At 68.4% G+C, this 13110-nt stretch carries 10 protein-coding genes and 2 tRNA genes; all 12 read left to right on the top strand.

The window, feature by feature from the left end; genetic code table 11:
- Positions 1 to 130: 130 nt before the first annotated feature.
- The 12 genes from gyrB to ACZ5J1_RS17395 all read left to right on the top strand — a co-directional run bounded on the left by gyrB (position 131) and on the right by ACZ5J1_RS17395 (position 13081).
- Positions 131 to 2239: a DNA topoisomerase (ATP-hydrolyzing) subunit B gene (gene gyrB, locus ACZ5J1_RS17450; RefSeq protein ID WP_464560820.1), complete on the top strand. Its 2109-nt coding sequence runs from the start codon at positions 131 to 133 to the stop codon at positions 2237 to 2239.
- 17 nt (positions 2240 to 2256) lie between these two features.
- Entirely contained in the window at positions 2257 to 4890 is a 2634-nt protein-coding gene (gene gyrA, locus ACZ5J1_RS17445; RefSeq protein WP_464560818.1) for a DNA gyrase subunit A, read from the top strand.
- Positions 4890 to 5399: a DUF3566 domain-containing protein gene (locus ACZ5J1_RS17440; protein ID WP_464560816.1), complete on the top strand. Its 510-nt coding sequence runs from the start codon at positions 4890 to 4892 to the stop codon at positions 5397 to 5399. Before gyrA ends, ACZ5J1_RS17440 begins: the two co-directional genes overlap by 1 nt.
- Before the next feature lie 76 nt (positions 5400 to 5475).
- Positions 5476 to 5549 (top strand) — tRNA-Ile (locus ACZ5J1_RS17435).
- 56 nt (positions 5550 to 5605) lie between these two features.
- The gene (locus tag ACZ5J1_RS17430; RefSeq protein ID WP_464560814.1) at positions 5606 to 5734 is read left to right on the top strand and encodes a DLW-39 family protein; all 129 of its coding nucleotides are present in this window, start codon (positions 5606 to 5608) and stop codon (positions 5732 to 5734) included.
- Positions 5735 to 5761: 27 nt separating this feature from the next.
- Positions 5762 to 5834 (top strand) — tRNA-Ala (locus ACZ5J1_RS17425).
- Between the two features lie 300 nt (positions 5835 to 6134).
- On the top strand, positions 6135 to 6653 hold the full coding sequence (locus tag ACZ5J1_RS17420) for a SigE family RNA polymerase sigma factor (RefSeq protein ID WP_464560812.1): 519 nt from the start codon (positions 6135 to 6137) through the stop codon (positions 6651 to 6653).
- Entirely contained in the window at positions 6646 to 7857 is a 1212-nt protein-coding gene (locus ACZ5J1_RS17415) for a hypothetical protein (protein WP_464560810.1), read from the top strand. Before ACZ5J1_RS17420 ends, ACZ5J1_RS17415 begins: the two co-directional genes overlap by 8 nt.
- A gap of 59 nt (positions 7858 to 7916) precedes the next feature.
- Positions 7917 to 8660, top strand: coding sequence for a hypothetical protein (locus tag ACZ5J1_RS17410; RefSeq protein WP_464560808.1), 744 nt, complete (start codon positions 7917 to 7919; stop codon positions 8658 to 8660).
- Positions 8661 to 8737: 77 nt separating this feature from the next.
- On the top strand, positions 8738 to 10153 hold the full coding sequence (locus tag ACZ5J1_RS17405) for a PepSY-associated TM helix domain-containing protein (RefSeq protein WP_464560806.1): 1416 nt from the start codon (positions 8738 to 8740) through the stop codon (positions 10151 to 10153).
- A gap of 32 nt (positions 10154 to 10185) precedes the next feature.
- A complete protein-coding gene (locus tag ACZ5J1_RS17400; RefSeq protein ID WP_464560804.1) occupies positions 10186 to 10665 on the top strand; it encodes a DUF2505 domain-containing protein in 480 nt (159 codons plus the stop codon).
- 124 nt (positions 10666 to 10789) lie between these two features.
- Positions 10790 to 13081 carry a right-handed parallel beta-helix repeat-containing protein gene (locus ACZ5J1_RS17395; RefSeq protein WP_464560802.1) on the top strand — a complete coding sequence of 764 codons (2292 nt, stop codon included), beginning with the start codon at positions 10790 to 10792 and terminating at the stop codon, positions 13079 to 13081.
- Positions 13082 to 13110 lie beyond the last annotated feature (29 nt).

The raw sequence follows: 13110 nt of genomic DNA, 5'->3' as shown, positions 1-13110 counted from the left end.
ATACAGACCCCTAGCCGTACCCCTCGGAACGGCTTCCAGAGGCGTTCTCTGCCCCTTTTGGGGCCATTTGGGGCTCTGGTTGTCCCCACCCTGAGGGCGTACCCTGAATTCCCGGGCGCTAGCCGGTACGATGAAGGGTGTGACCGATTCGGATCAGACCCCTGTGACCGACGCGCCTGACGGAGTCGAGGAGAACAGCTACGACGCCTCGGCGATCCAGGTCCTCGAAGGCCTGGAAGCGGTGCGCAAGCGTCCCGGTATGTACATCGGCTCGACCGGTGTCCGCGGCCTCCACCACCTGGTCTGGGAGATCGTCGACAACGCGGTCGACGAGGCCCTCGCCGGCTACTGCGACACCATCATCGTCACGCTCAACGACGACGGTTCGGTCAGCGTCGCCGACAACGGTCGTGGCATCCCGACCGACATCGCGCCCGGCCAGGAGCTTCCGGCCGCGACCCTCGCCCTGACCGTCCTGCACGCCGGTGGAAAGTTCGGCGGCGGCGGCTACAAGGTCTCCGGCGGTCTGCACGGTGTCGGCTCCTCGGTCGTCAACGCCCTCTCGGACCACCTCCGGATGGAGGTCCGCAACCGCGGCCAGGTCTGGGAGCAGGACTTCAGCCTCGGTGCCCCCGACTACGCGCTGCGCGCGGTCCGTCCGCTCGAGGACGGTGAGGGCACGGGCACCACGATCACCTGGACCGCCTCGCCCGACATCTTCGAGACCACGACCTACAACCTGGACACCATCGTCACGCGGTTCCGCGAGATGGCCTTTCTCAACAAGGGTCTGCGAATCATCCTGCGTGACCAGCGCCCCGAGGGTGCCGAGCTGGCCGACATCGTCGAGGACACGCTCGACGGCGAGGCCGTCGAGGTCGACGACACCGACCTGCACGCGGTCAGCGACGAGTCCGGCGCCCGCAGCCTGGAGCAGATCTTCCTCTACGAGCGCGGCCTGGCCGACTACGTCGACTTCCTGAACAAGCGCAAGCACGCGCTCTCCCCGGTGATCTCCTTCGAGGCCGAGACCGGCGACAGCGCGGCGAACCCGATGAGCCTCGAGCTCGCGATGCAGTGGCAGGGGTCGTCGTACAACGAATCGGTCCACACCTTCGCGAACACGATCAACACCCCCGAGGGCGGGACGCACGAAGAGGGCTTCCGTGCCGCGCTGACCAGCCTGATGAACCGCTGGGGCGAGGAGTGGGGCCTGATCAAGAAGAAGGAGGACCGACTCACGGGTGACGACATCCGTGAGGGTCTGACCGCGATCATCAGCCTCAAGATCTCCGAGCCGCAGTTCGAGGGTCAGACCAAGGCCAAGCTCGGCAACACCGAGGCCAAGGGCTTCACCCAGTCGACGGTCAACGACCAGCTCGGTGCTTGGCTGGAGCAGAACCCCGGTGAGGGCAAGGAGATCATCCGCAAGGCCCAGGCTGCGGCCACCGCCCGGATCGCTGCCCGCAAGGCGCGTGACCTGGCCCGCGGTCGCAAGGGTCTGCTCGGCAACGGTGCGCTCCCCGGCAAGCTGGCTGACTGCCAGTCGAACAACCCGGAGGAGTGCGAGGTCTTCATCGTCGAGGGTGACTCCGCCGGCGGCTCGGCCAAGACCGGTCGTGACCCGCGGATCCAGGCGATCCTCCCGATCCGAGGAAAGATCCTCAACGTCGAGAAGGCCCGCCTGGACAAGGTGCTCGCCAACCAGGAGGTCCAGGCGATCATCTCCGCCCTGGGCACCGGCGTGCACGACGAGTTCAACGCCGACAAGCTGCGGTACCACAAGATCGTGCTGATGGCCGATGCCGATGTCGACGGTCACCACATCAACACCCTGCTCCTGACCCTGCTGTTCCGGTTCATGCCGCAGCTGATCACCGAGGGGTACGTCTACCTCGCCCAGCCGCCGCTGTACCGGATCCGCTGGAACAAGCCGGCCGAGCACGAGTTCGTCTACTCCGACGCCGAGCGCGACGCGGTGATGAAGGACGGCCTCGCCAGCGGCAAGAAGCTCCCGAAGGAGCAGCCGGTCCAGCGGTACAAGGGTCTCGGCGAGATGAACGCGGACGAGCTGTGGGAGACCACGCTCGACCCCGACCAGCGGATCCTGCTCCAGGTGACGCTCGAGGACGCGGCCCAGGCCGACGAGATCTTCTCGATCCTCATGGGTGAGGACGTCGAGTCCCGACGCACCTTCATCCAGCGCAATGCCAAAGACGTTCGCTTCCTCGACATCTGATCTCGGAGTACTGACTCGTGACTGAGACCCCTACCCCCACGCCCGGAGGCGGCCGCATCCAGCCGGTCGAGCTGCAGCAGTCGATGCAGGCCTCCTACATCGACTACGCGATGGCCGTCATCGTCGGCCGCGCGCTGCCCGACGTCCGTGACGGGCTCAAGCCCGTCCACCGACGCGTGCTCTACGCCATGTACGACGGCGGCTACCGCCCCGACCGCGGGTTCAACAAGTGCGCCCGTGTCGTCGGTGAGGTGATGGGTATCTACCACCCGCACGGCGACTCGGCGATCTACGACACCTTGGTCCGCCTCACCCAGCCCTGGGTGATGCGCAACCCGCTGGTGATGGGCCAGGGGAACTTCGGTTCGCCCGGTAACGACCCCGCCGCGGCCATGCGATACACCGAGTGCCGGATGGCGCCGCTTGCCATGGAGATGGTCCGCGACATCACCGAGAACACGGTCGACTTCCAGCCGAACTACGACGGCAAGGAGCAGGAGCCGACGATCCTGCCGGCCCGGTTCCCGAACCTGCTGGTCAACGGCTCGGCCGGTATCGCGGTCGGTATGGCGACGAACATCCCGCCGCACAACCTGCGTGAGGTCGCCGAGGGCGCCACCTGGGCGCTCGAGCACCCCGACGCGACCCGCGAGGAGCTCCAGGACGCCCTGATCGAGCGGATCAAGGGGCCGGACTTCCCCAACGGGGCGCTCCTGGTCGGCCGCGCCGGCATCGAGCAGGCCTACCGCACCGGCCGTGGCTCGATCACCCAGCGCGCGGTGATCGAGATCGACGAGGACAACCGCGGTCGCACCTGCCTGGTCGTCACCGAGCTGCCCTACATGGTCAACCCGGACAACCTGGCGCTCAAGATCGCCGAGCTCGCCGACTCCGGTCGCGTGCAGGGCATCGCCGACGTCCGTGACGACACGTCGTCGCGGACGGGACAGCGCCTCGTCGTCGTGCTGAAGCGGGACGCGGTCGCCCGCGTCGTGCTCAACAACCTGCTCAAGCACACCGAGCTGCAGACGAACTTCAGCGCCAACATGCTGGCGCTGGTCGACGGTGTGCCGCGCACGCTGACGATCGACCAGTTCATCTCCAACTGGGTCGCCCACCAGATCGACGTGATCCAGCGCCGGACGGCGTACCGCCTGGCCGAGGCCGAGAAGCGGGCCCACATCCTGCGCGGTCTGGCCAAGGCGCTCGACATGCTCGACGAGGTGATCGCCCTCATCCGGCGCTCGCCGGACGTCGAGGACGCGCGGATCGGCCTGATGGGGCTGCTCGACGTCGACGAGGACCAGGCCAACGCCATCCTCGAGATGCAGCTGCGTCGCCTCGCCGCGCTGCAGCGCCAGCGGATCATCGACGAGCTCGCCGAGATCGAGCTCGAGATCGCCGACCTCAAGGACATCCTCGAGCAGCCCGTTCGCCAGCGCGCGATCGTGATCGAGGAGCTCGCCGCCATCGTCGACAAGTTCGGCGACGACCGGCGCTCGCAGTTCATCGCCGCCGACGGTGACCTGTCGATGGAGGACCTCATCCCCGATGAGGACCTCGTCGTCTCGATCACCCGTGGTGGCTACGCCAAGCGGACCCGCGCCGACCAGTACCGGCTGCAGAAGCGCGGCGGCAAGGGCGTGCGTGGCGCGACCCTGCGCGGCGACGACGTGGTCGAGCACTTCATCGCGACCACCAACCACCACTGGCTGCTGTTCTTCACCACCGCGGGTCGGGTCTACCGGACCAAGGCGTACAACCTGCCCGAGGCGGCACGTGACGCCAAGGGCGGCCACGTCGCCGGCCTGCTCTCGTTCCAGCCCGATGAGTCGATCGCGCAGGTGCTGGCGATCCGTGACTACGAGCAGGCGCCGTACCTCGTCCTCGCGACGCGGTCGGGTCTGGTGAAGAAGACCCGTCTGGCCGACTACAACTCCCCGCGCCAGGCCGGCGTCATCGCGATCAACTTCCGTGAGGACGACGACGAGCTGATCGGCGCCGAGCTGGTCAACTCCGACGACGACGTCCTGCTGGTCTCCCGCAAGGGTCAGGCCATCCGGTTCATCGCCGACGACACCCAGCTGCGTCCGATGGGTCGCGCCACGTCCGGTGTGTCGGGGATGAAGTTCCGTGACGGCGACGCGCTGCTGTCGATGTCGATCATCCGCGCCGAGGAAGCCGCCTCGGAGACCAGCGACGAGAACGTCCAGTACGTCTTCACCATCACCGACGGTGGCTTCGCCAAGCGCACCCGGATCTCGGACTACCGGATCCAGTCGCGTGGCGGTCTCGGGATCAAGGCGATGCAGCTCTCCGACGAGAAGCGCGGCTCGCTCGTGGGTGCGTTCATCGTCAAGGACGGCGACGAGATCCTCTCGATCACGGCCTCCGGGCAGGTCGTCCGGTCCCCGATCGACGACAACTTCTCGCCGAAGGGTCGCTCGACGATGGGGGTGAAGTTCGTCTCCCCGAAGAAGAACGACACCGTCGCGGTGGTCACCCGTTCGGTCGAGGCGCGTGACGAGGACGACGAGGCTGGCGACATCAGCGAGGCCAACGGCGATGAGGCGTCGCTGGAATCGGCGGCTAACCTCGAGGAGAACGGCAGCGTTGAGGCTGCCGAGCCGACTGAGACGCCGGAGGACTGATGGCCGACACCGACAACGCCGACACCGCCGTCCGCTCCGGACTGGGACAGCAGATCAAGGAGCGGCTCTCCGCCGCTGCCGAGGAGTTCAAGACGACCGCGGTCGGGGAGAACGGACCGGTGAAGGCCAGCGGGAAGCAGGCCCGCCGGGCCCGGCTCACCCTGTCCCGGGTCGACCCCTGGTCCGTGATGAAGGTGTCGTTCGTGCTCTCGATCGCGTTGGCGATCGTGACCGTCGTGGCCGTGTTCATCGTCTGGTCCGTGCTCGGTGCCGCCGGCGTGTGGGAGTCGATCAACTCCTCGGTCCGCGACGTCGTCGGCAACCAGGACAGCACCGAGTTCAACGTCGAGGACTACCTCGGCACCGGTCGGGTGATGGGCTTCACCGTGCTCGTCTCCGTGATCGACATCGTGCTGATCACCGCGATCGCGACGCTGGGTGCGTTCCTCTACAACATGGCCGCAGCGCTCGTCGGGGGCATCGACACGACGCTCACCGAGGAGCGGTGACGCCCCGATTTCGTCTCCCGGCGTCGCTCCGGTAAGTTTTTCCTCGGTCCAAAGGGCTTCCACCTGCGGACCACCTGCGCTTATAGCTCAGACGGTTAGAGCACCACACTGATAATGTGGGGGTCGGAGGTTCAAGTCCTCCTAAGCGCACGCGATAGACGGCTCGTGTCACCAGACGCGGGTCGTCTCTTCAGTTAGGGGTCGAGATGAAGAAGCTGATCGTCCTGGCGCTCGCGGTCATCGCCGCGATCTTCGCCAAGAAGCAGCTCGCCAAGTCGAACGCCGAGCGTGCCCTCTGGGCCGAGGCGACCGACACCGTCCCGCCCGCGAACTGAATCCCGAGCCGTCGTACGGCGGCCACCGGGGCCTTGGCGCAATTGGTAGCGCACCTGCTTTGCAAGCAGGGGGTTAGGGGTTCGAGTCCCCTAGGCTCCACACGATGGAACCCCAGGTGAGCCTGGGGTTTCTCTCATTTCGGGCTTCGATCGACTCCCGTACCCCAAGTGGCCCCAAATCCCGCTCCGAACTACTTGCCCGGTCACTTTTGGGGCCACTTGATGGTCAACCTGAGCCTCCGGAAGCAGCGATTCCGTAGGCGAACATGTCCCGGGATTGGTCTCCCAGTTCCGGAGCAGACCTTCCCACTCGTTCGCGAGAAATCGCTGCTCGCGGCCCAACCGATCGACATGCTCGTCCCGTCTACTGAGTGACAGCGTTTCGACGACAGGAGCCAGCGTGCGTAAGACCAGCGAGGCGGAGTACAGCGAGTTCGCCAGCTCCGCGTGGCCGCAGCTCTACCGCACGGCCGTGCTGATCGTGGCGGACCGGCAGCTGGCCGAGGACCTGGTCCAGTCCGCGTTGGTGAAGACCTACGTGGCCTGGCCGCGACTCCGCGAGCGGGACAAGGCGCTGGCCTTCGCCCGGCGGGTGATGGTCAACGTCGCTCGGGACTGGTTCCGGAAGCACTCGTGGTCGCACGAGTCCGTGACCGACACAGCACCCGACGACGGCGCAGTCCACGGCGATCACTCCGCCGCGCTGGTCGACCGTGTCGCCCTGGGCGATCTCCTGCGGGAGCTGCCCCTGGGTCAACGCTCGGTCGTCGCGCTGCGCTTCCTCGACGACCTGTCCGTGCAGGAGACCGCCGACCTGCTCAACGTGTCCACGGGCACGGTCAAGAGCCAGACCTCGGCCGCCCTCGCGGCCCTTCGTTCCTCCGCCCACCTCCTCCCGGAAGGCAGCCACCATGACTGACCAGCTGGTCGACCAGATCCGTACCCACGCCGCAGCCGAGCAGGTCCCGGACCTGGACCTCACCGGGGTCCTCCGCCGGGGCCGGCAGGCACGGCGACGTCGCTCCCTCACCCAACGCGGCATCGCGGTCGCGGCCGTGGGACTGGTCGCGGCGACCGCCGTGGTCGGAGCGAACCGGGGCAACGACGACCTCCGGCTGGATGCCAGCACCAGCATCACGGCGAGCGACGTCGGTCTGGTCTCGGCCGCCTACCGCTCCGGTGGTGCCTTCTCGCGGGGTGACACCCTCTGGTTCAGCGACCCCGAGTACGCCGTCGACCTCGGCGTCGAGATCCAGCTGATGTACTATACGGCCGACGGTGTCGTGGCCGGTGTGACGAACGACAACGCCGGCGACGTGAAGCGTGACTACGTCTACGTCGGCACCGACGGGTCGGTGCGGGAGCTCCACCTCCCGGGCAAGGTCGTGCCGGGAGCCGATGCTCAAGCGGATCGCTTCGCCTACCTGACCCAGGCCGGCACCGGATACACGATCCATGTCGTGGAGGCATCCACCGGACGCGAGCTCGCGACCCAGCCCTTCGACGCGGCGTACACCTGGGCCGGATGGGACGTTCCCCCGATCGGGCTCACCGGGGACTTCGTGGTCCTCGGCGTGGATGACGCCCAGCAGGTGATCAACTGGCGCACCGGCGACCGTGTTGCCGACGTCCCGGTCGGGCAGCTGCCGTCGACCGGCGGCGGACGGGCACTCGGCGGCGGGAACGGGGAGACCGTCTACCAGCTGGGCGACTCGACTCCGCTGCGGTCCACGAAGGACCTCGAGGTCTTCGATGAGTTCGATCGCGCCCACGAGCATCCCTCAGCCTGGAACACGCTGTCCCCCGACGGGCGGTTCGTCCTGACCACGAACACGATGCTGTCGTACGACGAGGATGGGCGCTTCCTCGGCGTTATCGCAGGGCCCGGTAGCGCCGAGGTGATCAAGGACCCGGTCGTCTATCTCACCGATGTCGCCACCGGCCACCGGATCACGCTGCCCGGCCACTCCAGGACCTACGGGTGGACGCCGGACGGACAGGTGATGCGGGTCGACGGCACCCAGATCACCACCTGTGAGAGCGCCACCGGGGACTGCACCACGCGGACGATGCCGGCCGGAAGCGGCACCATCCGGATGGCCGGGAAGTACCTCGGCTCCTGACCGTCTCGCCGCGGAGTGGGATTTCAGCGCGCCGCGGGCCCACCAGTCATACTCGGGCGGTGGACATCCAGGCCTCACCGCTGCTGCGCACGACGCGCGCTGCGCTGTTGGCCGCGGTCGTCCTGCTCGTGGGCGTGGTCGCGCACACCAGCGCCGGGGGTCTGCTCCCGGGGCCGGCGGGGATGGTCGCGCTCTACCTGATCACCCTCGCCGGATGCTCCCTGTTCCTGGGACGTGAGGCGTCGACCCTCAAGCTGGTCGCGCTCACGGTCGGAGGCCAGGCCTTCATCCACAGTGCCCTCGCCGCCGTCGCCGGCCACCGTGGCGACCACGGTCAGGTCGCGGCCCAGCACGTGGTGTCGTCGATGCCGCATCCGCGGATCGCGCCGACCACCGGGTCGGGGGCGTTGATGGACGCCCAGGACCGGCTGATGCAGGGACTGCCGCAGGGGCAGGCCGGGCCGACGGAGCTGGCGATCCCGGGCTGGGTCGTGCACACCTTCGCCGACATCACGGCGAACCCCCTGATGGCCTCGCTTCACATCGTCGCCGCCGTCCTGGTCGGGCTGTGGCTCGCGATGGGCGAGCGCGCGCTGTGGACGCTGATCAAGCTGGCCGCCAGCCGCTTCCACGCGCTGGTCGCCGACCTCGGCATCGCCGTCAGCGCCCAGGTCGCCGTCCTCCTCGGCATCGATCGGGTCACCCCCGTGCGGCCGGGCACCTACTTCCCTCTCCCGGTCCTCGCGGTGTGGTCGCGCGGCCCGGCACGGCGCGGCCCACCCGCCGCACTTCTCGCCCGCTAGAGCTCAGCTCCCCGGGCATCCGCATGTCTTCACCGCACCCACGAGGTGCGGTATCCCTACGTGCACGAGGAGATCCCGTGACCACCACGCTCGACCCCGCAGAGCCCGCGTCCAAGAAGCGCGGCCGCCCCACCCCGACCGGACTGTTCCGTGCCTTCTGGCGCTGGCACTTCTACGCCTCGTTCCTCGTCCTGCCCATCTTCGCGATGCTGGCGGCGACCGGACTGATCTACCTGTTCCGGTTCCAGATCGAACCGATGATGCATGCCGACGTGATGCGGGTGGAGCGCCCGGTCGGCCAGACCAACCAGACCAGCCTCGCCTTCCAGCTCGCCAAGGTGGAGGAGAAGTACCCCACCGCCCAGGTCAGCCTGATCCGCGAGGGTCGGGACGACGACGACGCCAACGCCTTCGCGATCACCCGAGCCGACGGTTCCACGACCGACGTCTTCGTCGACCCCTGGCACGCCAAGGTGCTCGGGTCGGTCAACCCCGACACGACGCTGTCCGGCTACGCCATCCGGCTGCACGGCGACCTGATGACCGGCAAGTGGGGCGACGGGCTGATCGAGGTCGCTGCCTGTTGGGCGATCGTGATGGCCCTGACCGGCTACTACCTCTTCTTCGCCGGCCGGGCCGCACGGCTGCGCCGCAAGGCCAAGAAGGCGGCCGGCGCCGCACTGCGTCACCGGCACGCCTGGGTCGGGGCCGTGGCCGGGATCGGGATCCTGTTCATGGTCTTCACCGGTCTGCCCTGGACGGGCTTCTGGGGCGAGAAGGTCCAGACGATCGCGACCAACAACGGCAGCTCGATGTGGAGCACCGACCCCGGGGCGATCTCCGAGCCGGGGTCGAAGCTCGACGAGTCCCTCCCGCACAGCCACGCCGTCCAGGTCCCGTGGGCGCAGGGCGACACCGAGGTCCCCACCTCCGACGCCGACCAGGGATCGGTGGCTGACGTCGACACCGCCGTCGTGGTGGCGGAGCAGAAGGGCCTCAAGCACCCGATGTCGATCGTCCTTCCCTCCGGGGACGGCGGCGTCTACTCGGTGATGGGCGATGCCTTCCACGACCCGAGCGACGAGCGGACCGTGCACGTCGACCAGTACTCGGGCCAGGTGCGCGGTGACTACAGCTTCGCCGACTACCCGCTGCTGGCGAAGGCGGTCTCGCAGGGCATCGGTCTGCACGAGGGACGCAGCCTCGGACTGGTGAGCTTCTGGGGCGCCGCCGCGTTCTGCGTGTCCATCTTGTTCCTCTGCGTCACCGGACCGCTGATGTGGTGGCGACGCCGGCCGTCCAACAGCAGCTCGATCGGGGCTCCGCGGGGCCGGTTGCCGATCAAGGGCACCTGGTGGTTGGCCGCCGCACTGGTCGGGCTGGGGCTGTTCCTGCCGCTCTTCGGCGCCACCCTCGTCGCCGTACTGCTGCTCGACCAGCTGGTCGTGCGGCGGGTTCCGGCGCTGAAGGCGGCGTTCGACACGGTCGACTGACACGGCCGGGGTGAGCGGGTCAGGATGTCGCCATGAACCTGACCCGCTCCCTCCAGTACGACGCCTCGGTCGCTGCGGTCGTCGCGATGATGCAGCACCCCGACTTCTGGGATCAGGTCGCCCAGGCGACCGCCGCGATCTCGAGCTCGACCACCGTGTCGGGCGGCGGGGACTCCGTCGTGGTGACGACCGACCAGCGTCAGGCCGTGACCGGCGTGCCCTCGTTCGCGAAGAAGTTCGTCGGGGAGAGCACGCAGGCGATCAGCACCCACACCTGGTCCGGCACGTCGGCCGACGTGGTGGTCGACGCCCCCGGGAAGCCGACCTCGATCACCGGGACCGTCGTGGTCGCCGAGGCGGGGACGGGCAGCACGCTGACCTACTCCTTGGAGGTCAAGGCGTCGGTGCCGTTGATCGGCGGCAAGCTGGAGAAGCTGGTCTGCGACCTCACCGGTGCCGGGTTCGACCTGGAGCAGGGTGTCGGCGCGACGTGGCTCGCCGAGCACGCCTGACGCGGTGTGGACCAGGCCACCTGAACAAAACCTGAGAAAGCCATAACAGCAACATGTTCTCGTCGTTGTGTCGGCAGTGGGCGGCGTCATGGGGGCGCCGCCCATGTCGAAGGGTGCCACTGCCGTGCGTCGACTTGTCCTTGCTCTCGCTGTCCTCCTCTCCGGGCTGATCCTGGTCACGCCCCAGGCCCAGGCCCATGTCGAGAGGCCGTCGTACTGGCCCGACCCGAAGCCCGACTGCACGGTCAAGCCGTGTGCCGGCGGTGCGGTCCCGACCGCGCGGACGTTGACCTCGTCGCTGAACAAGAAGCTGGTCGGCACCACCCGCGTCGTGTGCCAGAGGGACTCGATGAAGCGGGTCCGTGCCTCGATCAGCAAGGCGCGCAAGCGGGGCTACAACATCCGCCCGACCGACCACCGCACGTTCAGCAAGGCAGCGGCGCGCAACCTGCTCAAGATCAACAAGAAGCTGTTCAAGCAGTGCAAGTTCCGCGAGATCCAGCCGGCCGTGACCGCCTCGCGCAACAACGACCGCGTCGTCGTGATGCCGGGCCTCTACACCGAGCCGACCGCGGCGAAGCAGCCCACGCACGACAAGCGCTGCATCGCGAAGTGGGCCACCAAGGCTGACAGCGGCGACCCGGGTGCGCTCAGCCACGACTACCAGCTCAACTGCCCCAACGACGCCAACCTGGTCGCCGTGATCGGCCGCGGCCCGGACACCGCACCGCTGCCGGCCACGCCGCACGAGGACCGGCACGGCATCCCGAACGTCGGCTCCTGCATCCGCTGCAACGTCCAGCTCGAGGGCTCCGGCGTCAGCGCCGACGACGTGATCGTCGAGGCCGGCGATCCCAAGGCGGGCAACGGCGGACCCTCCGCCGCCGGTCACCGCAAGGACGTCGGCATCTTCGTCGACCGCGCCGACGGCTTCGTGCTGCGCAACGTCACCGTCCGGCACGCCCGCGAGCACGCCATCTACGTGATGGAGACCGACGGCTACCTGCTCGACCGGTTCAAGACCTACTACGCCGGCGGCTACGGCGTCCTCACCTTCGTCGAGGACCACGGCGTGATGCAGAACTGCGAGGCGATGGGCAGCGGCGACTCCGGGCTCTACCCCGGTTCGGGCGCCGACTCGACCGACAAGCGGTACGAGAAGTTCTACCCGAAGGCCCGCTTCAGCCAGGTCGTCCGGCTCTGCGACAGCCACCACAACGCGGGTGGCTTCTCCGGGACCAACAGCCACGGCACGCTGGTCGAGCACAACAACTTCTACGACAACGCGCTCGGCTACACGACCGACGTCTTCACGGCGCCGGGCCACCCCGGGTTCCCGCAGCACGGCAACACGATCCGGAACAACAACTTCTACAGCAACAACTTCAACCCGTACGTCGCCGGCAGCGACGTGGCGCCGTTCATCGCCTCACCCGTCGGCACCGGCCTCTGGCTCGCCGGCGGCAACGCGAACACGCTCGAGGGCAACCGGTTCTACGACAACTGGCGTCGCGGCGTGATGCTCTACGCCGTGCCGGACGCGACCGTGTGCGGTCCGATCATCGGCAGCACGACGCCGGTGCCCGGCTGCAGCACCACCGGGATCTCGACGTCGTACGACAACAAGTTCCACCACAACATCATGGGCGAGGCCCCGAACGGCGCGAAGAAGCCCAACGGCACCGACTTCTGGTGGGACAGCTTCGTCGGCAACACCGGCAACTGCTGGTGGAGCAACCGAGGGGCCGGCGGCGCCGCCGTCACCAGCGCACCCCCGGTGCTCCCGGACTGTGCCGGTGGCACCAACCCCGCGCTCAGCGTCGGGCTGCTCGACGTGGTCAACGAGGCCGAGCTGGTCGCGTGCCTGGCCGGCTTCCAGATCGCCGGATACCCGAACGGGGACAGCAACACCTGCTCCTGGACGGTGACGCCGAGCAAGCCGGGCACCGGCAGCCCGACCGCCCTGGCGGCGGCCGCCGGACCCAGCCGGGCCGACCAGCTGAGCATGTTCGCCGACATCTGCGCGGCGGGGTTCTCGCCGAAGCTGTGCTCCCCCTTCGCCGGCGTGCTGACCAGCCAGGTCGCCCGTCAGGCCGCCACGGCGACCGCGGAGAAGTGGGCCTCGGCCGCCATCACCGCGGTGCAGACCCCGGGAGCGCTGTCGAGCTTCACCTGCAGCTGGTGGCGCAAGGCCGACGCCAGCCACCGGCTCGGGATGGTGCAGCGGATCCGGAACTTCGCCACCGGCCCGATCAACGGCTCGCCGGGTGACGCCGCCTACGGGTACGGCGCCGGGATGACCGACGCCCGCGCCACGGAGCTGTTCGACGACCGGTGCAGCTTCTTCGGTGCCGGTCCGTTCGGCCTGTACAAGATCTACGGAGCCGCCGCACCGTTCGCCGCGCTGGCGGGCTGAGCCCCGGGGGCGGGCTGGGGCGCCTAGGA

This window comes from Nocardioides sp. JCM 18999 (assembly GCF_055391175.1).
The sequence above is the reverse complement of the archived record's forward strand: the minus strand, read 5'-3'. Positions and strand labels throughout refer to the sequence as shown.

What these genes read in the sequence shown, in the direction of transcription:
- gyrB (WP_464560820.1), top strand. Translation starts at nt 131, where the DNA reads ATGAAGGGTGTGACCGATTCGGATCAGACCCCTGTGACCGACGCGCCT.
- ACZ5J1_RS17440 (WP_464560816.1), top strand. Translation starts at nt 4,890, where the DNA reads ATGGCCGACACCGACAACGCCGACACCGCCGTCCGCTCCGGACTGGGA.
- ACZ5J1_RS17430 (WP_464560814.1), top strand. Translation starts at nt 5,606, where the DNA reads ATGAAGAAGCTGATCGTCCTGGCGCTCGCGGTCATCGCCGCGATCTTC.
- ACZ5J1_RS17415 (WP_464560810.1), top strand. Translation starts at nt 6,646, where the DNA reads ATGACTGACCAGCTGGTCGACCAGATCCGTACCCACGCCGCAGCCGAG.
- ACZ5J1_RS17400 (WP_464560804.1), top strand. Translation starts at nt 10,186, where the DNA reads ATGAACCTGACCCGCTCCCTCCAGTACGACGCCTCGGTCGCTGCGGTC.